The organism is Brevibacterium sediminis, from assembly GCF_024895295.1.
Lineage (GTDB): Bacteria > Actinomycetota > Actinomycetes > Actinomycetales > Brevibacteriaceae > Brevibacterium > Brevibacterium sediminis.
Genome location: NZ_JAHQRN010000001.1, coordinates 420,877 through 442,228, shown reverse-complemented (window position 1 = coordinate 442,228; position 21,352 = coordinate 420,877). Strand labels below are relative to the sequence as shown.

Genomic DNA, 21,352 nt, shown 5'->3' with positions numbered 1-21,352 from the left:
GACGTCCGGTTCGGTGGCCGGGGCCCATCAGAAGTCGAGTTTGAGACCTTCGACCGGTGAGAGTCGGGACGCTCGCCTGGCCGGTGCCAGAGCGGAGAGGATGCCGGCGACGACCGCCACGCCGAGGATGCCGAGGAAGGACGGGGCAGAGAAGTCGACGATGAGGTCGGTGGAGTAGTCGTGGGTGACCAACCGTGTGCCGACGATGCCCAGGGCACCGCCGAGCACGAGTCCCAGCAGTGCAGCCACCGATGAGATGAGCACCGCTTCGAGCGCCAGCAGAGTCCGCAGCTGCGCAAGGCTCAGCCCCAGCGCCCGCATCAGCGCGTTCTCCCGGCGGCGCTCGATGACGGAGAGGCTGACCGTGTTCGAGACGCCGATGAGCGCGATGACCACGGAGACGAAGAGCAGAGCCACGGCCCCGGCCAGCATGACATCGATGAGTTCGGAATAGGCGCCCCGGGCGACGGCCGAGCCGCCGACCTCGTCGCTGGATACGTCGAGCGTCTCGGCCACGGACTGACGGATGCGGGTGATCTCGTCGACGTCGACATCCTCGTCGAGGCGGACGAGCACGGCCGTCGTCGTCGCCGAGATGCCGAGATCGTTGCCGACGTCGGGGGTGGTGAAGAAGGCGAGACTGGAGAGGCCGTCCCTGTGCACGGGCACGCTCATCTCGTTGAGCCCTTTCACCCGCACTGTCGGTGAAGGATAGTCTTCGGGGACTGTGACCCGTCCGGACACGATGTTCGCGGCCGCGTCTCCGAGTACGGTCTCGGCGCTGTCCGGGTCGATGACGAAGATCTCGGGACGGGAGCCCTTGAAGTCTTCGACCGCCTCGGCGCGGTGGGCGATGACCGCGGTGGACACGCCGGGGATCCCGCGCACATCGTCGAGTTGGTCATCATCGACGAGGCCCGACAGCGGCACGGAGATGTCAACGGGATAACGCTGGTCGAGGCCGTGGCTGAGCGTCGCTTTCGTCGACATGCCGCCCACGAGGATCGTCGCCACCAAGGTCACGCCGATGATGAGCGCCGTGGCTGTGGCCGCGGTGCGACGCGGATTGCGCAATGTGTTCAGGGTCGCCAGCTGACCGGGAACGCCCCAAGGGCTGAACAGCACCTCCCCCGTCCATGCGACGACGGGCGGGATGATCTTCGCCGCGCTGATGACCAGCCCCGTGACCACGAGTCCCCCACCCAGCGCTCCGCCGAGGATCCAGAGCTGCGAAGCCGACACCGCATAGACCGAGACGATGACGAGAACCACACCCAGCCCGATGCAGCCGAAACCCACGAGGTGGCGCGGACGAGCGCGGGTGCTCGGCGAGATGGATGCGTCGAAGGGCTGGAGTGCTTCGAGCGGGGTTACAGCGATGGCACTGCGAGCCGGTCGGATGGTGGCCACAATCGTCAGCAGGGCACCGACGACGACACCGCTGAACAGGGCGGAGACAGGAACGGTGAGAGTGTCGTAGGGGAACTCCTGCGGCCAGTAGCGCACCGCTACAGCCATCAGTACGCGACTGCCGACGACCCCGGTGAGCACACCGAAGATCGACCCGAGCAATCCGACGAAGAGCCCTTCGGCCACGACCGAGCCGTACATCTGCAGGCGGGTGGCTCCGAGGCAGCGCAACAGAGCGAATTCCCGACGGCGTCCGGCGACGATGACGGAGAAGGTATTGGAGACGACGAGGATGGCGACGATGACGGAGATTCCGGCGAAGACGAGCAGGAGACCGGTCACGACGGCGTTGCCGCCGGAGAGGCGGTCGGTCTTCGCTTTCACGGCATCGTCCACGGAGAGCGCTTCGAGGCTGCCGCTCAATTCCGAACCATCGATGACCCTCTGCAGCTGAGTACGCACAGCCTCTGGGTCCGCGCCGCTCTCCAGGGCGATCTGAATGGCGATGACATCGCCCTGCTGGGCGAAATACTCCTGATAGCCCGATGCTGTCGTCAGCGCTCGAGTGGCGCCGGGCAGGGCCGGATCCTGCCCCATTTCGGCGATGCCCACGACGGAGAAGGTGACGCTGCTCTGACTCGGACCCCGGTAGATCGGCATGTCATCGTCTCCGCTCTCCACTGGCACAGCATCGACGGTGAAGCGAATCTCATCGCCGACTCCGACGTTGAGATCGCTGGCCGTGCGAGTGTCGAGCACGAGGTCCGTCGTCGCTTCCGGTCGCTGACCGGAGACCATATCGAACGTGTCGAGCCGTTCATCGGCGGGCACCGGAGACAGCGCAAAAGAGCTTTCGGAGAATGCGGCACCTCGGCCCGTGGTCACTGTGCGGGCCGACAACGACGCGGTAGCCACCCCGTCGACTTCGGCCAAGGGGCGCAGCAGCGGAGAGGCCTCGTCTCCCCCGACGAAGACGTCTCTGTCCGGGACGACGGTGAGGTCGGCTTTCTCGAAAGAACGACCGACGGCGTGTTCGAGGCTGTCCTGCAGCGAGGAATTGATGATCAGGGTGGTTGCGACGAATCCGGAAGCCAATGCGATGCCGAGGCCGATTGCGAGGAATCGGGCCCAGTGGATCCGAATCTGCGCGAGGGCGACTGCGATCACAGAGAGCTCAGTTCACTCAGCGCCGTGACCACGCTCTCGCGCGTCGGCTGACGAACTTCACCCGTGGCTCTCCCGTCCTTGAGCAGAACGACCCGGCCAGCGTGCGATGCCGCGACGGGGTCGTGGGTGACCATGATGATCGTCTGCCCGTACAGGGTCGTGGCCCGACCGAGCAGGGACAGGACCTCCGCTCCGGCATGGGAGTCGAGGTTTCCCGTGGGCTCATCGGCGAAGATGACATCCGGCCGCGTCAGCAGAGCCCGGGCCACGGCGACTCTCTGCTGCTGACCGCCGGAGAGCTCGTGCGGACGATGCTGCAGACGATCGCCGAGTTCGAGTCGTTCGACGACTTCGGCCTTCCACTCACGATCGATCTTCTTCCGGGCCAGCGAGACCGGCAGTTCGATGTTCTGTTCAGCGCTCAGCGTCGGGACGAGGTTGAAGGCCTGGAAGATGAAGCCGACGCGGTCACGCCGCAGCTGGGTCAGCTGCCGGTCGTTGAGACGGGTGATGTCCTGCCCGCGCATGATGATCGAGCCCGAATCGACACGGTCGAGTCCGGCAAGCACATGCATGAACGTCGATTTTCCGGATCCGGAGGGCCCCATGATGGCGGTGAAGCGTCCCGATTCGAAGTCGACGCTGATGTCGTCGAGAGCGTCGACTGCCGTATCACCGCGGCCGAAGCTCTTGCGCAGACCCTGCGCTCGGAGGACGATCTCATCGTCCCCCGCGCCGGTCTGGACGGGCTCTTCAGCAGATTCCGACATCGTATGCCTCACATCGCGGTCCGGGTCTCGTCTCCGACTACCTTAGATCCTGTCTGCACCATCGACCACTCGGACCGCGAATGCAGAACCGCCCACCTCAGAAGTTGAGATGGGCGGTGTCGTGGTGCCCGCGACAGGATTCGAACCTACGACCTTCTGCTCCGGAGGCAGACGCTCTATCCACTGAGCTACGCGGGCAACGGATGCAACTCTATCACCGTTGGGCACCACCTCCCAAAACGGCACCGCGGGCAGTCCTCGAGGACTGCCCGCGGTGCCGTAGGGCTGTGATCAGAGATGTTCGAGCAGATCAGGCACCCTTCATAGCCTTGCGGCCGGGCACGTATTCCCAGTGCCAGAGCTCATAGGAATTGCGCTTGGCCCAGTCCGGATTCTCCCACCCGAACTTCTCGGCGTTGGCGACGAGCCATTCGTACTGCTGGCCGGTTCCGTTCTGCGTTCCCGCGCCGAGGTCCAGTGCCAGGCCCCAACCGTGGTTGGAGGTTCCGGGACGAGCCGCGAAGCCGGGTTTGCGTGCGGCGACGGAGACCTGTGATTCCAGCGAACGGTAGGAGTCGGTGACTGCGAGGTCTTTGCCGGTGTCCTTCTTGAAGGCAGCGTTCATCTTCGCGAACGACACGGCCGCATCGGAGCGCAGCTTGTGATTGCCCACGCCGATCTCGCACAGCCATCCGTCGGGCAGCTCGCCGTTGCTCGCCTCACCCTTCGGGGCTGCTTCGTCACAGCCGGGCAGAACGGTCTTCGTGATCGCGCGAGACGCCGCGTCGACCTTGGTCTGCTTGGCGCTCGGGGCGCCGATGGTCATCGAGGTCTTGTCATCGTCGTCGACCTTGATGTCGGCGGAGACCGATTCGGCGTTGATCGCACGCGGCTGGGACTGTGCGGCCGTGTCGTCGACCTTGACTTCCTGGTTGCCGCTCATGTTGCCGGCGACCATCACGGCAGCGATGGCGGTACCGGTGACCGAGACGGTGGCCAGAGCGGAGAAGGTGGTGACCTGACGGCGGCGGACCGAGCGCAGCAGCGAACCGTCGGAACCGCGGTTGCCGAGCTGAGCCGCGGCCAGCGTCGACGTATGACCCGCAGGGGTCATCGGGAGAGAAGCCTCTTTGGCCATCGCTGCCCGTCGCGGTGAGCCCGCTGCTGCGCGGGCCTCGGCGGCCATCGCCGCGCGACGAGGTGAGAGGGCTGCGGATGCGCTGTTCCGCGACTGCGATGTCACGGGATGCGAAGAGTTGATCGTCGAAACCTGCGAAGAGGCGTTCTGCTTCCGCAGATCACGTCGGCGGACCGGCGGCGCCTCGACGGTCGAGAGCTCACTCGACATAGTGCTCCATACTGTTGGTGAAGATTGTGCGGTGGAAGCCCTCTGCCGGGCACCCGAAAGCTTATGTCACAACACTATAACGACATCGTTACAGAATGTCACCTTCAGTTCATACACAGCGTGTGACCAGGTCATTTCCTGACGATGCATGGTCACAGATCACTACAGGCGCCCTACTCCAGGTGTCCTGAATGACTGTTTCGTTACGAACCGTTACACAGTCGGTCACGTCTGGGACTCCGCGCCGAACGGCACTTCTCACGAGCACAGGCATGGCCTCACGGCCGAACACATGGCTCCGCGCACCGACACAGCGCCGGGAGCGGACGCGACGGCTCGACGGCGGCCTCCCCGCAATCAGGAGACCGCCCGCGAGGCGACTGGGTGAGCCGGGCGGATCGGCCGGCACAGAATGCTCAGCGGCGGAAGTCGAATCGTCCCCGCTGCATCGCGTCCTGGACTTCGCCGACGAGCTCTTCGAGCACGTCTTCGAGGAACAGCAGGCCGAGGACCTGCGCCTGCGAGTCGATGACGCGGGCGACATGGATTCCCGCCTTCTGCATCTGCGCCAGCGCCTCTTCGACCTCGTCATCGGCGGTGACCGTGAACAGGGGACGGAAACGCTTGCTCTGCACTGGAGCGTCGAAGGCCTCTTCGGTGTCTGCGTAGAGGACATCCTTGATGTGGAGGTAGTCCTGCGGATACCCGTCGTCACCGACGACGAAATATCGGGAGAAGCCTGTTTTGCCGACCAAGGTCACAAGCTCGTTCGGGGTCACCTTGTCCGAGATCGTGATGAGTTCGGACATCGGGACCATGATGTCGGACGCAGTCTTGTCGCTGAACTCGATGGCGCCCTTGAGCAGCCCAGTGTCATCACTGAGCAGTCCCTCGCGCTTCGACTCGGCCACGATCGATTCGACCTGCTCGATCGTATAGGCCTCATTGACCTCGTCACGGGCCTCGATCTTGAACAGGTGGAGGACCCCATTGGCCAGGCCGTTGAGGGGGCGGATGACGAAACCGAAGACTCGCGCCAGGAACACCAGCGGTGTCGCCAGCAGCATTACGGCCTGGCCGGAGGCGGCCAGCGCCAGGTTCTTCGGCACCATCTCACCGATGACCACGTGCAGGTAGGTGACGACGCCGAGCGCCAGGACGAAGGAGATCGTCGAGGACAGTCCGGCGGGAATGCCCAGGCCCTCGAGGGGACCGGCGAGCAGGTGGTGGATGGCCGGTTCGGCCACATTGCCCAAAAGCAGGGAGCACACGGTGATGCCGAGCTGGCAGATCGCCAGCATCAGTGATACGTGCTCCATCGCATAGAGAGCGGTCTTGGCCGCCGCGGAGCCTTCGGCCGCTCGCGGTTCGATCTGTGATCGCTTGGCAGCGACAATCGCGAATTCGGCGGCGACGAAGAAGGAGTTGCCCAGCAGGAGAACGACCAGCCAGACCAGTCCGAACCAATCGGCGCTCATCGAGTCTCACCTCCGGTTTCGAAAGCCCCTGCGTCGGCGGCGCGCAGCACCACCCGGAGGCGTTCGATGCGTCGTCCGTGCATCCGTTCGACCACGATGCGGGCATCGTCCATGCGGACCTCGTCACCCGGTTCGGGAATCCGCCCGAGCTCCTTGAGGACGAATCCGGCCAGAGTCTCGTAGTCCGAGTCCTCCGGGATCGTGACCCCTATCGTCGACGAGATCTCATCGGGCCGCAGCTGACCGGGCACGATCCAGGAGCCGTCGCGAGCCGGTCGTGCCGCGACGCGCATCCGATCGTGCTCGTCGGCGACCTCGCCCACGAGCTCCTCGACGACATCCTCGAGGGTGACCACTCCAGCTGTGCCGCCGAACTCATCGACGACCACAGCCATCTGCAGACCGGTGGCGCGCAGCTCCAAGAGCAGCGGGTCGAGGCGCTGCGTCTCCGGGATCTCACGGACCTCGGTCATCAGCCCTCCTGCATAGGCGTCGTCGCGGTTGCTCGGAGGTACGGCGAAGGCCTGTTTGACGTGAACGACTCCGACGATGTGGTCCTTGTCCTCGTCAGCCACGGGGAACCGGGAGAATCCGGTGTCCCGAGCCTGTTCGATGATCTGTCGAGCCGTGGTGTCCTTGTCCACCGTGGACATGCGCGTGCGCGGAGTCATCACGTCTTCCGCGGTGCGCTCGGAGAAGCTCAGAGTCCTCTCCAGCAGACCTGCTGTCTGCTCATCGAGCACGCCCTCTTCGGCGGAGTGCCGCACGAGTGAGGTCAGCTCCTCCGGGGAACGCCCCACCGAACCTTCTTCCTGCGGCTCGATGCCCATCGACATGAGGATCTTGTTCGCCGTGCCGTTGAGGACGGCGATGACGGGCTTGAAGACGATCGAGAAGACGTACTGCATCGGTGCGGCGATGCGACCGGTCGCCAGCGGAACAGCGATGGCGAGGTTCTTCGGCACGAGCTCTCCGAAGATCATCGATCCCACGGTGGAGACGATGAGGGCGATGGTCAGCGCCAGCGGGGCCGCGAGGCCGGGGCCGACGCCCCAGGCCTCGAACAGCGGCGCCAGCAGCCTGCCCAAGGACGGTTCCATGAGGTAACCGGTGAGCAGAGTGGTGATCGTGATGCCCACCTGCGCTGCCGAGAGCTGGGTGGACAGATGGGTCATCGAACGCCGCAGCGTCTTCGCGCCGACGACACCTTCTTCAACCGCTTTATCGGCTGTATGGCGGTCGAGCGTCAGCAGCGAAAATTCGGCTGCGACGAAGACTCCGGTGCCGAGGATGAGCAGCAGCGCGAGGGCGAGGAGTATCCATTCCATCAGTGACTGTCCCCGCCGATCGCTATCTGCTCAGCAGAGCAGTTGAGGTGTGAGACCCTCGCGGGGTGAGGGTCGTCATCTGGGGCGCCGGCTTCCCGCCGGCCGGGACTGTCACTGTGCATGAGGAGATCTTACCAACTTCCCGACAGCGGTCGGCCCTCTTCGTAGCCGGCGGCGCTCTGAACACCGACCGCGGCCAGACGCGCGAATTCTCCGAGATCACCGGCCCCGGCATAGGTGCAGGAGCTGCGAACGCCCGAAGTGATGCCGTCGAGCAGGTCCTCGACCCCAGGAGATTCAGGGTCGATGTACATAGTTGACGAAGAGATGCCCTCTTCGAACAGTCCTTTGCGAGCGCGCGCAAAGGCCGATTCCGCTCTGGTCCGGTTGGCCACGGCCCGAGCCGAAGCCATGCCGAAGCTCTCCTTGTACTTCCGACCCTCTCCGTCGACGAGCAGGTCGCCGGGCGATTCGTGGGTCCCGGCGAACCAGGATCCGACCATCACCTGAGAGGCCCCGGCCGCCAGGGCCAGAGCGACATCGCGGGGGTAGCGGACTCCGCCGTCGGCCCACACGTGGGCACCCAGCTCGCGAGCCGCCTCGGCGCATTCGAGCACTGCGGAGAACTGGGGACGACCGACCGCGGTCATCATCCTGGTCGTGCACATGGCTCCCGGGCCGACTCCGACCTTGACGATGTCGGCGCCGGCAGCGACGAGGTCGCGGACCCCTTCGGCCGTGACGACGTTTCCGGCCACGATCGGCACCCCGAGCTCGGCATCCGCGATCGCCGACAGTGTGTCGAGCATCTTCACCTGGTGGCCATGGGCGGTGTCGACGACGAGGACGTCCGCGCCGGCTTCGACCAACGCAGCGGCACGTTCGACCGCGGCACCGTTGACGCCGATGGCCACGGCGATCTTCAGCCGTCCTCGATCGTCGACATTGGGCGTGTAGATGGACGAGCGCAGCAGCGACTTCGGAGTCAGGCTGCCGAGCACCGTGTTCTCATCGTCGACGACAGCGGCGAACTCGGCTCGCGACTCCGTCATCGACTCGAAGAGGGACTCCAGCTGTGCAGCGTCCTCCCAGTCGACCTCGGAGGCGCGGATGACATGCGGTGAGGAGTCCAACAGCTCCGCCACCGAGGTGAAGCGATCGACTCCGCGCAGATCTGCAGCATTGATGATGCCTTCGAGCCTTCCCCCGTCGTCGACGACGACGCCGAAGCCGTGCGAACGCTTGGCCAGCACGTGCAGAGCGTTGAGCACTGTGTCATCAGGCGAGAAGCGCAGCGCGGATTCGAAGATTCGGTCGCGGCTCTTGACCCAGGCGATGGTCTCCTGCGCGGCGGTCAGCGGAATGTCCTGGGGCAGCACCGCCAGTCCCCCGCGACGTGCCATCGTCTCCGCCATCCGTCGACCGGACACAGCAGTCATATTCGCTGCGACGAGCGGCGTCGTCGACCCGGTCGGATCGGTCGCCGTGAGGTCGACTTCGAAGCGCGAAGTCAGTGCCGAGGAGTTCGGCACGAGGAAGACATCGGAGTAGGTGAGATCGGTGTTCGGGTCATTTGAGATGAAACGCATAACACTATTGTCCCTTAACTGCACATTCGATGGCACATCACGTTAGGCTTGGAGATGTCGTTAAGCAGCAAGTCTTGAATCAGGAAGTAGGCGATCAACGCCGTGTCCGTCAATACTCCGAACCGCACCGTTGAAGACTTCGGGTCGAATGAGTGGCTGGTCGAGGAATTGTATGAGCAGTACAAGTCAGATAAGAATTCGGTCGACCAGTCCTGGTGGCCCTTCTTCGACAAGTACGAGAAGAACGGCGGAGGCGCTCAGTCCGCTGCCGAGCCCGCCGCCAAGCAGGAGGCGAAGCCGGCCGCGAATAAGTCGGATGCCAAGGCCCCTGCTTCAGCTGCAGCCCCGGCGACCTCCCGTGAGACCTCTCGCGGCGTCTCCCCGTCTTCGGCTGAGTCCGAGACGCTGAAGGCAGAGACCAAGTCCGTGCCGAAGGTCACCGCGAAGGAAGCCGCACCGAAGCCCGCACCGGAGGAGACGATCACTCCCCTGCGCGGCCCCGCGAAGCTCATCGCCAAGAACATGGATGAGTCGCTCGAAGTCCCGACCGCCACCTCGGTCCGGGCCCTGCCTGCCAAGGCGCTCATCGACAACCGGATCGTCATCAACTCGCACCTCAAGCGCACCCGAGGCGGGAAGGTCTCCTTCACCCACCTCATCGGATTCGCCGTGATCCGCGCCCTGCAGAACTTCCCCTCGCAGAACGTCTCCTACGACGTCCGCGACGGCAAGCCCGTGATGGTCTCCCCCGCCCACATCAACTTCGGCCTCGCCATCGACGTGCCGAAGAAGGACGGATCACGCACCCTGCTGGTGCCCAACGTCAAGAAGGCCGAGACGCTGACCTTCCGCCAGTTCGTCGACGCCTACGACGGCCTCGTCGACAAGGCACGGCAGGGCAAGCTCACCGCCGACGACTTCGCCGGCACCACGGTCTCGCTGACGAACCCCGGCGGAATCGGCACGGTCCACTCCGTTCCGCGTCTGACCAAGGGCCAGGGCTGCATCATCGGTGTCGGCACGCTCGACTACCCCGCCGAGTTCCAGGGTGCCAGCCAGCAGACCATCAACTCCCTGGCCGTGTCCAAGGTGCTGACCCTGACCTCGACCTACGATCACCGCGTGATCCAGGGAGCCGGTTCGGGCGAGTTCCTCAAGCTCGTCCACAGCTACCTGCTCGGCGAAGACGGCTTCTACGACGATGTCTTCGAATCCCTGCGCCTGCCCTACGAGCCGGTGCGCTGGGTTCCCGACGTCTCGGCCGAAGACCAGGACGACGTCAACAAGACCGCACGCGTCATCGAACTCATCGATGCCTACCGCACGCGCGGTCACCTAATGGCCAATATCGATCCTCTCGTCTATCGTCAGCGGTCCCACCCGGATCTCGACATCAATCAGCACGGTCTGACCCTGTGGGATCTCGAACGCGAGTTCCCCACCGGCGGATTCGGATCGAAGCCGATGATGCCCTTCCGCAACATCCTCGGACTGCTGCGTGAGAGCTACTGCCGGACCACCGGCTTCGAATACATGCACATCGCCGACCCGGTCCAGCGCCGTTGGTTCCAGTCGAAGATCGAGGTCCCGCATCAGGAGCTCACCCGTTCGGAGCAGGGACACATCCTCGGTCGTCTCAACGCCGCCGAGGCCTTCGAGACCTTCCTCCAGACGAAGTACATCGGACAGAAGCGCTTCAGCCTCGAAGGCGGAGAATCCGCGATCGTCCTGCTCGACGAGATCCTCAACCAGTCCGCCGACACCGGCCTCGACGAGGTCGCCATCGGCATGGCCCACCGTGGTCGCCTCAACGTGCTGACGAACATCGCCGGCAAGTCCTATGCGCAGATCTTCCGTGAGTTCGACGGAACCATGTCCCCGGACAGCGTCCAGGGCTCCGGCGATGTGAAGTACCACCTGGGCACCAAGGGTTCGTTCACCTCACCGGCAGGCAACACCACCGGCGTCTACGTCGCGGCCAACCCCAGCCACCTCGAGACCGTCGATCCGGTCCTCGAAGGCATCGTGCGCGCCAAGCAGGATCTCGTCGACCAGGGCGAGTCCGGCTTCACCGTACTGCCGGTCCTAGTCCACGGCGATGCCGCATTCGCCGGACAGGGTGTGGTCACCGAGACGCTCAACCTCTCCGAGCTGCGCGGCTACCGCACCGGCGGAACGGTCCACGTCATCATCAACAACCAGGTCGGGTTCACCACTCCCCCCGCCTCGGCGCGGTCCTCGTTCTACTGCACGGACGTCGCCAAGTCGATCAACGCCCCGATCTTCCACGTCAACGGCGATGACCCCGAAGCCGTCGTCCGGGCGGCCCGCCTGGCCTTCGAATACCGCCAGGAATTCAACCGGGACGTCGTCATCGACCTCGTGTGCTACCGCCGCCGCGGCCACAACGAGGGCGACGATCCGTCGATGACCCAGCCGACGATGTACTCCCTCATCGAGAAGAAGGGCTCGGTGCGCAAGCTCTACACCGAATCCCTCGTCGGCAGGAAGTGCATCACCGACGAAGAGGCCGCCGAGGCGCTCAAGGACTACCAGTCCAAGCTGGAATCGGCTTTCGCCGAGACCAAGGAAGCCGAGACCGGCTCCTACGACGGAGAAGCGTTCAACGCTCCCTACGAGCCCAGCGACATCGAGACCTTCAACGATGCCGAGACGGCCATCAGTCCCGAGACGCTGCAGCGCATCGGCGAGGCCTTCACCGAGATCCCCGAGGGCTTCACGGTTCACAAGAAGCTGCGGGCGCTGCTCGAGAAGCGCAAGGAGATGTCGCTGTCGGGCGGAATCGACTGGGGCTTCGCCGAGCTGCTGGCCTTCGGTTCGCTGCTCATGGACGGCGTGCCGGTGCGGCTGGCAGGTCAGGACTCCCGTCGCGGGACCTTCGTCCAGCGCCACTCGGTGCTCATCGACTCGGTCAACGGCAACGAATGGACGCCGCTGCAGAACCTCACCGAGGAGCAGGCTCGATTCTGGGTCTACGACTCCCTGCTCAGCGAGTACGCCGCTGTCGGCTTCGAATACGGCTACTCCGTCGAACGCAAGGACGCCCTCGTGGCGTGGGAGGCTCAGTTCGGTGACTTCGCACAGGGTGCGCAGACCGTCATCGACGAGTTCATCTCCTCCTCCGAGCAGAAGTGGCAGCAGAACTCCGGTGTCGTCATGCTCCTGCCCCACGGCTATGAGGGACAGGGACCCGACCATTCCTCGGGTCGCATCGAGCGTTACCTCCAGCTGTGCGCGGAGAACAATATGACGGTGGCCTACCCGTCCTCGGGCGCCTCGTACTTCCACCTGCTGCGTCGCCACGCCTCGACGACGAACAAGCGTCCGCTCATCGTCTTCACCCCGAAGTCGATGCTGCGCCTCAAGGCTGCCGCGAACTCGCCGGAGGACTTCACCTCGGGCAGGTTCCAGGCCGTCATCGACGATACGGACGTCGATGCCTCGCAGGTCGAGCGCGTCGTCCTCGTCTCCGGCAAGCTCTACTGGGAGCTCAAAGCCAAGCGGGAGAAGGACAACGACACGAAGATGGCGCTCGTCCGCCTCGAGCAGCTCTACCCGCTCGACGAGGCGGCCATCACCGCTGTGCTCGACCGCTTCCCGGCCGATGCCGAGATCGTCTGGGCCCAGGAAGAGCCGGAGAACCAGGGTGCATGGCCGTTCATGGCACTGCACCTGCCCGAGCTCCTCGGCGGCCGTGAGGTCAAGGTCATCTCCCGTGCCGCTTCTGCCGCCACCTCGACCGGGCTCAAGCACTTCCACGAAGCTCAGCAGAAGGAACTCGTCGACCGGATCTTCAGCCGGTGAGCAGCGACGTCACCACAACCATCGCCGTGGTCGGAGGCCCTTTGGTCGCCGGCCACGGCGATGGCCGTGGCCTCGGGTGGGTCGGTCGGGTGACGGCGAGGACTCTGCCGAGTCTGCCTGAACTCAAGGTGTATCCCCTCGCCGTGCCGGCCGAGGATTCCGCTGGTCTTCACGGTCGGACCATCGCCGAGGCGTCCCTTCGGTTCACTCGGGAAGGGGACAACCGTCTGGTGCTGGCTCTGGGGTCCGGGGATCTCGATTCGGGGCGTTCGGTGGCCAGGGCCCGGCTCGATGTGGCCAACATCCTCGACGAGGCGTTGGCTCGGAAGGTCTCGACGTTCGTGCTGGGCCCTCCGCCTGAACACGACGGTGACCGCAATCGTCGCATCGCCGAGCTCAATGCCAGCTTCTCCGATGTGGCCAAGCGGCGCGGCATCACCTATGTCGACACCTTCACGCCCCTCCTCGGCCATCCCGTGTGGCAGCGCGAGGTCGCATCGTCGCGGGACCATCTGCCGGCGCAGGAAGGATACGGTCTGTTGGCCTGGCTGGTTCTCCATCGCGGCTGGTTCAACTGGCTGGGAGTCCAGGACGTCCTCGGCGACAGCTGAGACGTCGATGGGGTGCCCGACCGAAGAACTCTGCGATGTCCGGCCGACGAAGAGCTCAGCCGTGACAGTCGCATCATCTTGTCAGACGAATTCGGCAAGGTGGGTGACCTGGTCCGACTTTGCTCTGCTCGGGTGATCATGAGACAATTGAGCGTCTATCAAAGGAGGGCACAATGAGCAAGCGTGGCCGTAAGCGTCGCGATCGCCGCCGTAAGAAAGCAAACCACGGCAAGCGTCCAAACGCATGATTCGCTGATACGTTCGGTGAATGACGAAGGCGGGAAGAGATTCGAATCTCTTCCCGCCTTCGTTGTGTCCGTGGACTCCCCTGTGTCTGGGCGCCGGTCAGGAGTTCTGTTCGAGCGCGATCCGCTGCCGGATCTTCTCTCGCAGTCCCATCGGGGCACGGTCGTGGCTGCACGAACGACGCACGAGCTCTTTGAGCAGCGCTTCGATCTCGTACTCGTCATGACACGACGGGCACTGTTCGAGGTGGATCGAGATCTCGCGGATCTCCGTCGTCGTCAGTTCTCCGTCCAGGTAGTGGTAGATGCGCATCAGTGACTCGGTCCTGACGCTTTCGCAGCATCCTTCGTCGCTCATTTCGCACCTCCCTCAGGACTCACGAAACCGCGCTCGGCGGCATAGTCGGCCAGCATCTCCCGCAGCTGTCGGCGACCGCGGTGCAACCGGGACATCACAGTGCCGATCGGCGTCTCCATGATCTCGGCGATCTCCTTGTACGGCAGTCCTTCGACATCGGCATAGTAGACGACCATGCGGAAGTCTTCGGGCAGTGCCGAGAGCGCTTCCTTGACGTCGGAGTCGGGAAGGTGGTCGAGGGCTTCGAGTTCGGCGGAACGACCGCCGGAGGACGAGTGGCTGTTCGCCTGTGCAATCTGCCAGTCCTCGATGTCTTCGCTGCCGTGTTCCTGCGGCTGACGCTGCTTCTTGCGGTAGTTATTGATGAAGGTGTTCGTCAGGATCCGGTACAGCCAGGCTTTGAGGTTGGTTCCGGGCTTGTACTGGTGGAAGGCGGCATACGCCTTCGCGTAGGCTTCCTGGACGAGGTCTTCGGCGTCGGCTGGATTCCGGGTCATACGCAGAGCAGCTGCGTAGAGCTGGTTGACATATTCCAGAGCATCCCGTTCGAAACGCGCCGACCTCTCGGCGTCGGTTTCGGGGGCTTCTTTGACTGATTCGGTCATCGCAGTCAATGGTACGCCCGTTCTCTCCAGGACGGCAGTGGCGCTCATAGACTTCTCCTTCTGCCTGTCGACTTCCCGACGGGTGCACCCGTCGAATGGCTTCACCCGGTACAACATCGGACCGACGTCCCACTATTCCCACCTCAGCAGTTATGCTTGCCAGTGAGATGACCGCCACGTAGGAAGGACCACTGTGTCTCCCATTCGTCTTATCGCACGGCCCATGCTGGCCGCCGGCTACATCCTCAACGGCGTCGAACGACTGCGCAAGCCGGAGGCAGCGGCCGCATCGGTCGGCCCGCTCCTCAACCAGGCTCGCAAGCAGGTCGACGTCCCCGTCGACGCAGTGACTCTCGCCCGAGCCACCGGTGTTGCACAGGTCGCTGCCGGTTCGATGCTCGCCATCGGACGCTTCCCCCGCCTCAGCGCATCGATCCTCGTCGGCACCTACCTGCTCGACACGGTCGGTGAGCGTCTGTCTGCTGACAAGACGACGTCGAAGGAGGAGAAGAAGGCTCGCAACGAACGCACTCTTCTGCGGACCTCGATGCTCGGCGGTGCCCTGCTCGCCGCCGTCGACACCGCTGGACGCCCCGGCCTGTGGTGGCGGACCCAGCACGCGGCCGAAGACCTGTGGTCGAGCGTGGAAGACACCTCGAAGCAGGCTCTGAGCGCACTCGGAGTTGACTGACATCTCCACGCACACTCCCCCGGCGACCGGCGACTGGCAGCCGCCGGTCGCCGGTTCCGCCGTCTCTGCCACTGTGACCGTTCCCGGTTCCAAGTCTCTGACGAACCGCTATCTCATCCTTGCGGCTCTCGCCCGTTCCGGATCCGATCTCAAGGGATGGCTGCGCAGCCGCGACACCCTTCTCATGGTCGACGCCCTGCGTCGCCTCGGCGCCGTGATCGACGAAGACGGCGATGAGCTCCACATCGAGCCGATCCCCTTCCCGGACGGACACGCGCCCACAGACGCAGCTGCGCAGGATTCCGCACCGATCACCATCGACTGCGGTCTCGCCGGAACCGTGATGCGCTTCATCCCCCCACTTGCCGCGCTCACCGGTCGTGAGGTCGTCCTCGACGGCGACGAACAGGCCCGGGTGCGGCCGATGTCGGTGACGATCGAGTCGCTGCGGGAGCTCGGTGCGTCGATCACCTCCGCCGCGAGCACATTGCCGATGACGATCCACGCCGACTCTCAGCTGCGCGGCGGCCACCTCGGCATCGATGCCAGCGCCTCCAGTCAATTCGTCTCTGGTCTGCTCCTCGCCGCTCCCGTCATGCCTTTGGGACTCGAACTCACCAACACTGCGGACTCGGTGCCCAGCCGAACGCACGTGGATATGACGATCGAAGTCCTCCGCGACGCGGGCGTCGACATCAGCGAGCCCGAACCCGAGCGCTGGATCGTCGAACCAGGACTTCCGCGCGGTCTCGACGTGCGGGTCGAACCCGACCTGTCCAATGCCGCAGCCTTCGCAGCGGCGGCCGTGGCCACCGCCGGATCCGTGACCATCGCCGACTGGCCCGTGCACACCACCCAGGCAGGTGACGGCTTCCGCGAGATCGCCGAGGCGTTCGGAGCCACGGTGCGCCTCGATAGGGAAGGACTGCATGTGCAGGGCCCGGACCGGCTCACCGCGGTCGATCTCGACCTGTCGGCCGTTGGCGAGCTCACCCCAGTGGTCTCGGCACTCGCAGCTATGGCAGAAGGAACGTCGCAGCTGCGCGGAATCGGGCATCTGCGTGGGCACGAGACCGACCGTCTGGCGGCTCTGACCAGAGAGTACGGTGCCATCGGCGTCGATGTCGTCGAACATGCCGAGGCGCTGACGATCACCGGCACCACGCACCTGCGCCCGGCGCTGTGGCATACCTACCACGACCACCGCATGGTCATGGCCGGTGCCGTCCTCGCCCTGCGCAATGACGGAATGGTCATCGAGAACGCCGGCACTGTGGCCAAGACCCTGCCTGCCTTCACTCAGCTGTGGGAAGCCATGCTCACCCCCGGAGCCTGATATGGCGAAGATCTTTCGCGATGAGGACTACCGCCCCCGGCCGAATCGACGCGGTTCGCGACCGCGGACGAAGAGCCGCCCCGACCACAAGGACGCTGTTTCGGGTCTGGTCACCGCGGTCGATCGGGGCCGATACCGGGTCATCCTCGCTGACGACGACGGGAACTTCCCGTCAAGTCCCCCGATTCGGAAGAAGGGCAAACGGTCACAGGGGGCCACCTCGGTGACCGCGGTGCGCGCCTCGCACCTGCGCAAGCAGGCGATCGTTCCCGGAGACGTCGTCCGCCTCGTCGGCGACACCTCGGGGGCCGAGGGCACCCTGGCCAGGCTTGTGGAGATCACCGAGCGGCAGACCCTGCTGCGCCGCAGCGCCGATGACACCGACCCGACCGAGCGCGTCCTCGTCGCCAACGTCGACGTCATGGGCATCGTCACGGCCACCGTGGACCCGGTTCCCTCGTTCGGTCTCATCGATCGCGCACTCGTCGCGGCCTTCGATGCAGGGATCACTCCCCTGCTCATCGTCACGAAGACCGATCTGCGCCCGGCGACGGAGCTGAAGGAACGCTTCTCCGCGTCCGGGATCGACATCGTCGAATCCTCCATCGATCCCGATGCCGAGCCGACCGATACGACGGACGCCGCGAACGATGCGGCCCGCGACGAGGCAGAACGCCACGCCGAGGTGGCCGAGCGTCTCCGTGGACGCATCAGCGTCCTCGTCGGCCATTCCGGGGTGGGCAAATCCACGCTGACCAACGTTCTCGTTCCCGCCGCCGACCGAGCGACGGGCCATGTCAACGACGTAACCGGACGCGGACGTCACACCTCGTCCTCGGCCGTGTGCCTGCCGTTGGAACGCGGCGGTTGGCTCATCGACACCCCGGGAGTGCGCAGCTTCGGCCTGGCCCATGTGGACCGCGAGACCCTGCTCTCCGCGTTCCCCGAACTCGTCGAGGCCACGGCCGATTGCCCCCGCGGATGCACTCACCTCGCGGACTCCCCCGGCTGCCGACTCGATGAATGGGTGGCCGACGGCAAGGCCGGACCGGGAGGAGTCTCACGGCTGGAGTCCCTGCGCCGGCTGCTGCCCTCGACTGGATAGGCTGGAGGCATGAACGACCTCGACTTGGCGATCGAACTCGCCGATCTCGCCGATGCCATCAGCCACCCGCACTTCCGGGCACAGGACTTCGCCGTCGAAACCAAACCCGATCTCACTCCGGTCACCGAATGCGACCGTGCGGTGGAGAAGGCGATCATGGATCGCCTCACAGAGGATCGACCCGATGACAGCGTGCTCGGTGAGGAATTTGGTGCACACGGGCAGTCATCGCGACGGTGGATCATCGATCCCATCGACGGAACGAAGAACTTCGTGCGCGGGGTGCCGGTGTGGGCGACGCTGATCTCCCTCTACGACGGTGACCAGCCGCTGCTGGGAGTCGTCTCCGCTCCCGCGCTCGGTCGCCGATGGTGGGCAGTAACGGGCCAGGGCGCCTACGCGACCGAGCTCGGGTCCCCGGCCGAACGCATCGCTGTGTCATCCGTCGATTCTCTCGCCGATGCGTCCCTGTCGTATTCGTCGCTGTCGGGCTGGAAGGAACTCGGCATCCTCGATGAGTTCCTCGATCTCTGCGATTCGCTGTGGCGCACTCGCGGATACGGCGACTTCTACTCCTATATGCTGCTCGCCGAGGGTGCTGTCGACCTCGCCTGCGAGCCCGAGCTCGCGCTCTACGATATGGGAGCGCTCGTACCCATCGTCCTCGAAGCCGGAGGCACCTTCACGAACACGGCCGGACTTCCGGGGCCCTTCGGCGGCAATGCCCTGGCCAGCAATTCTCGCCTCCATGAAGCCGCACTCGATCGACTCGGTCGGGTCGCTCCCGCGGAGGTCTCCTGATGCCGGACATCATGGGAGCCCCGCTGTGGCATGAGATGGCCGAGGCCGCAGGACTCACGAATCCGGACGGGTCGATCGGTGAGACGATCTACGGGCAGATGACGAAGTTCGCCGCCGAGGTCGGAGCCGTCAACCTCGGACAGGGCGCTCCGGGCACGGAGCCTCCGGACGAGCTCATCGCCGCGACGGAAGAGGCGATGCGGGCCGGTTTCAATCAATACGCCCCCGGTCAGGGATACCCGCAGCTGCTCGAGGCCGTGGCCGCTCAACGCGGACGCGACTTCGGACAGCACGTCGATCCTGACGAGGTGCTCTACACTGCTGGCGCCACGGAGGGCCTGACCGCCGCGATCCTCGCACTGCTGCCGCCGGGCGGCTCTCTCGTCGCCTTCGAACCGTTCTACGACTCCTATCCGGCGGCGATCGCCGCCGCCGGCGGAACACTGCACACGGTGCCGATCCTGCCCGATGGCCGTGGTGACTTCGCCCCGGACTGGGAGACTTTCGACCGAGTGATCGCCGAGGTCGATCCGGCGATCATCCTCGTCAACACTCCGCACAATCCCACCGGGTTCATCTTCTCTGCCGCTGATCTCGGCCGGATCGGACGAGCCGCCGAGGCGGTCGACGCCTGGGTGCTCTCCGATGAGGTCTACGAGCAGCTCGTCCTCACTGATCTTGGGCATGTGCCTCCCGCAGTTGCCATCGAGGATTCTGCACGCGTCGTCACGGTCTCCTCGGCGGGCAAATCATGGAACACGACAGGGTGGAAGATCGGCTGGGTCATCGCCTCTCCCGAGGTTCGCCAGGCCATTCAGACCGTCAAGCAGTTCCTGTCGTTCACGGCCGGCGGTCCGATGCAGATCGGAATGGCCGATATGCTGGACGGCGATTCGCAGTTCGTCGCCGAGAACCGAGCTTCGCTGCGGGCACGCGCTGAGGTCCTCGTGCCCGCCTGTCGCTCGGTGCCGGGCGCTGAAGTGTCCACTCCGCGCGCCGGCTATTTCACAGTGGTTGACTTCTCTGCGCTGACGGATCGCGATGCCTTCGAGCTCAATGAGCTGCTGGCCAGAGAATTCTCCTTGGTCGGAATTCCCGTACCAGCTCTGTGCAGGCAGGGCAGCCCGGCGTACGAGGCCTATAGGTCCTCGATCCGATATTCGTTCTGTAAGTCCGTTGCCGATGTCGACAAGGGCGCACAGTTGTTCAACGCACTCGGAGGGCACCTGCGGGAGCACCCGGACGCGCTGCGTCGGAGGAACTGAGTATCGCTGGCTTTCGTGGTCGAGGCAGATTGAGTTCCGGATACGAGGGACGGTACGGGAATCGCCGCGCCGAGGGACAGGAGTCGCGGCGCCCAAAGACGCCAGAAGGGGCGAACCGCATAGACTGTTCGCCCCTTCTGTCTCGGGCAGCGACGCTGCCCGCTGAGTCTGGCTCCGTGTCGGCGCACGCGCCGATCAGCAGCCCAGCTCAGGGCATATCAGGCTTTGACGAGCTCCAGTTCGAGTTCGATCTTGATCTTGTCGGAGACGAGAAGCTCTCCTCCGCCGAGGACGGCTTCGAAGGACATTCCGAAGTCCTTGCGGTTGACCGTGGCGGTGGCCGAGAGGCCGGCGACCTGGTTGCCGTTCGGATCGGTGGCAACTCCTGCGAATTCGGTGGCGAAGGCGACTTCCTTGGTCACGCCGCGCATCGTCAGTTCGCCGACGGTCTCGAACTCATCGGCGCCGTCGGCCTTGATCGCGGTCGACTTGAAGCTCAGCTTCGGGTGTTCCTCCGCGAGGAAGAAGTCACCGCTCTTGAGGTGACCGTCACGCTGTTCGTTGCGGGTGTTGATCGAGTTCGCTGAGGCCTCGGCGGACACGGCGCTGTCTTCGAGGGTCTCACCGACGTTCACGCTGCCGGCGATCTCTTCGAAGTGGCCGCGGACCTTCGAGACGCCCGCGTGGCGAGCGGTGAAGGTGAACTCCGAGTGGATGGGGTCGATGTTCCAGGTTCCGGCGGTGAGTCCCTGAGGCAGAGCAGTCATGATTTCTCCTTTTGGTTGAAATTTGAAGTACAAGAATGACTATAGTTCAACTTTCAACCAGATGCAACCGCTGCAGATGAACGGCAAGTGACCATGTGGCGGAGGTCACCTGTATTCGGTTTGGCCGCCAGGTGACCCCTCGTGTAAAGTTAAGAACACGCCGCGGGGTGGAGCAGTTCGGTAGCTCGCCGGGCTCATAACCCGGAGGTCGGGGGTTCAAATCCCTCCCCCGCCACGATAGCGGCAGAACCCCCAGTCAGTTCTCTGACTGGGGGTTCTTCTCATTCACACTCCTTGCCGACCGACTTTGCAGAGTCGATTCCCTGCCGGCCGCTCGACTCAGCGTCGACCGCTCGCCGCATAACTCGATACAGTGACGGCAACTCGAGCGCTCGGCACGTCGAACGCCATCAAGCACCCAGGCAGATGTCGATCTGCAGAGCGCACGGCCCTGTTTCACCGCACAGCCTTCATCTCGCATCAAGCCGATGCCGAATCTCGGACTGACGCAGCGCCACAGACAGGTGCGTTGCCCTCAGCTGACGCAGCACCTCAGACAGATACCGCGCACCTAGGCTGACGCAGCGCTGCGAGTGCGTCCAGAGAAGCGAGCGACGCCGGTCTCACCTCCGGCGAATCCATTGCGAACGACG

General features: G+C 64.6%; 17 protein-coding genes and 2 tRNA genes. 9 read left to right on the top strand and 10 right to left on the bottom strand.

Features of this window, described 5'->3' with window-relative positions; all coding sequences use genetic code 11:
* Positions 1-27 precede the first annotated feature (27 nt).
* From KTJ89_RS02015 to guaB1, 7 genes are all read right to left on the bottom strand, one after another.
* Positions 28-2,577, bottom strand: a complete 2,550-nt coding sequence (locus tag KTJ89_RS02015; RefSeq protein ID WP_172169169.1) for an ABC transporter permease — start codon at positions 2,575-2,577, stop codon at positions 28-30.
* Positions 2,574-3,347: an ABC transporter ATP-binding protein gene (locus tag KTJ89_RS02010; protein WP_139466969.1), complete on the bottom strand. Its 774-nt coding sequence runs from the start codon at positions 3,345-3,347 to the stop codon at positions 2,574-2,576. Before KTJ89_RS02010 ends, KTJ89_RS02015 begins: the two co-directional genes overlap by 4 nt.
* A gap of 122 nt (positions 3,348-3,469) precedes the next feature.
* Positions 3,470-3,545, bottom strand: a tRNA-Arg gene (locus KTJ89_RS02005).
* Positions 3,546-3,657: 112 nt separating this feature from the next.
* Entirely contained in the window at positions 3,658-4,695 is a 1,038-nt protein-coding gene (locus KTJ89_RS02000; protein WP_172169166.1) for a M15 family metallopeptidase, read from the bottom strand.
* Between the two features lie 416 nt (positions 4,696-5,111).
* On the bottom strand, positions 5,112-6,173 hold the full coding sequence (locus KTJ89_RS01995; RefSeq protein ID WP_101545483.1) for a hemolysin family protein: 1,062 nt from the start codon (positions 6,171-6,173) through the stop codon (positions 5,112-5,114).
* Positions 6,170-7,501: a hemolysin family protein gene (locus KTJ89_RS01990; protein WP_139466966.1), complete on the bottom strand. Its 1,332-nt coding sequence runs from the start codon at positions 7,499-7,501 to the stop codon at positions 6,170-6,172. The genes KTJ89_RS01995 and KTJ89_RS01990 overlap by 4 nt, the downstream gene beginning before the upstream one ends.
* Positions 7,502-7,632: 131 nt before the next feature.
* Positions 7,633-9,090, bottom strand: coding sequence for a GMP reductase (gene guaB1 / locus KTJ89_RS01985; protein WP_172169163.1), 1,458 nt, complete (start codon positions 9,088-9,090; stop codon positions 7,633-7,635).
* A gap of 102 nt (positions 9,091-9,192) precedes the next feature.
* Between guaB1 and KTJ89_RS01980 the strand changes: the two genes are divergently transcribed.
* From KTJ89_RS01980 to KTJ89_RS19295, 3 genes are all read left to right on the top strand, one after another.
* Complete coding sequence (locus KTJ89_RS01980) at positions 9,193-12,915, top strand: multifunctional oxoglutarate decarboxylase/oxoglutarate dehydrogenase thiamine pyrophosphate-binding subunit/dihydrolipoyllysine-residue succinyltransferase subunit (RefSeq protein ID WP_259356726.1); 3,723 nt, start codon at positions 9,193-9,195, stop codon at positions 12,913-12,915.
* The gene (locus KTJ89_RS01975) at positions 12,912-13,526 is read left to right on the top strand and encodes a GDSL-type esterase/lipase family protein (RefSeq protein ID WP_139466963.1); all 615 of its coding nucleotides are present in this window, start codon (positions 12,912-12,914) and stop codon (positions 13,524-13,526) included. Before KTJ89_RS01980 ends, KTJ89_RS01975 begins: the two co-directional genes overlap by 4 nt.
* A 173-nt stretch (positions 13,527-13,699) precedes the next feature.
* Positions 13,700-13,774, top strand: a complete 75-nt coding sequence (locus tag KTJ89_RS19295) for a 50S ribosomal protein bL37 (RefSeq protein ID WP_098731028.1) — start codon at positions 13,700-13,702, stop codon at positions 13,772-13,774.
* A gap of 97 nt (positions 13,775-13,871) precedes the next feature.
* Here KTJ89_RS19295 and rsrA read toward each other — a convergent pair whose 3' ends face one another.
* Positions 13,872-14,129 (bottom strand): mycothiol system anti-sigma-R factor, encoded by a 258-nt coding sequence (rsrA, locus tag KTJ89_RS01970; protein WP_039210641.1) that lies wholly within the window; start codon positions 14,127-14,129, stop codon positions 13,872-13,874.
* Positions 14,126-14,782: a sigma-70 family RNA polymerase sigma factor gene (locus KTJ89_RS01965; protein WP_373284066.1), complete on the bottom strand. Its 657-nt coding sequence runs from the start codon at positions 14,780-14,782 to the stop codon at positions 14,126-14,128. Before KTJ89_RS01965 ends, rsrA begins: the two co-directional genes overlap by 4 nt.
* 145 nt (positions 14,783-14,927) lie before the next feature.
* Between KTJ89_RS01965 and KTJ89_RS01960 the strand changes: the two genes are divergently transcribed.
* Genes KTJ89_RS01960 through KTJ89_RS01940 form a run of 5 tightly spaced genes read left to right on the top strand, consistent with a single transcriptional unit; the run spans position 14,928 to position 19,932 of the window.
* Positions 14,928-15,425: a DoxX family protein gene (locus KTJ89_RS01960; RefSeq protein ID WP_139907894.1), complete on the top strand. Its 498-nt coding sequence runs from the start codon at positions 14,928-14,930 to the stop codon at positions 15,423-15,425.
* Entirely contained in the window at positions 15,418-16,761 is a 1,344-nt protein-coding gene (gene aroA / locus KTJ89_RS01955; RefSeq protein WP_216656717.1) for a 3-phosphoshikimate 1-carboxyvinyltransferase, read from the top strand. Before KTJ89_RS01960 ends, aroA begins: the two co-directional genes overlap by 8 nt.
* Position 16,762: 1 nt before the next feature.
* Entirely contained in the window at positions 16,763-17,866 is a 1,104-nt protein-coding gene (gene rsgA / locus KTJ89_RS01950; protein WP_172169160.1) for a ribosome small subunit-dependent GTPase A, read from the top strand.
* 9 nt (positions 17,867-17,875) lie between these two features.
* Complete coding sequence (gene hisN, locus KTJ89_RS01945; RefSeq protein ID WP_172169157.1) at positions 17,876-18,667, top strand: histidinol-phosphatase; 792 nt, start codon at positions 17,876-17,878, stop codon at positions 18,665-18,667.
* A complete protein-coding gene (locus KTJ89_RS01940; RefSeq protein WP_172169154.1) occupies positions 18,667-19,932 on the top strand; it encodes an aminotransferase class I/II-fold pyridoxal phosphate-dependent enzyme in 1,266 nt (421 codons plus the stop codon). Before hisN ends, KTJ89_RS01940 begins: the two co-directional genes overlap by 1 nt.
* 218 nt (positions 19,933-20,150) lie before the next feature.
* On the opposite strand, the gene KTJ89_RS01935 is transcribed toward KTJ89_RS01940, so the two are convergent.
* Entirely contained in the window at positions 20,151-20,699 is a 549-nt protein-coding gene (locus tag KTJ89_RS01935; RefSeq protein ID WP_139466957.1) for a YceI family protein, read from the bottom strand.
* 161 nt (positions 20,700-20,860) lie between these two features.
* On the opposite strand from KTJ89_RS01935, the gene KTJ89_RS01930 reads away from it, so the two are divergent.
* A tRNA-Met gene (locus KTJ89_RS01930) sits at positions 20,861-20,934 on the top strand.
* Positions 20,935-21,352: the final 418 nt, after the last annotated feature.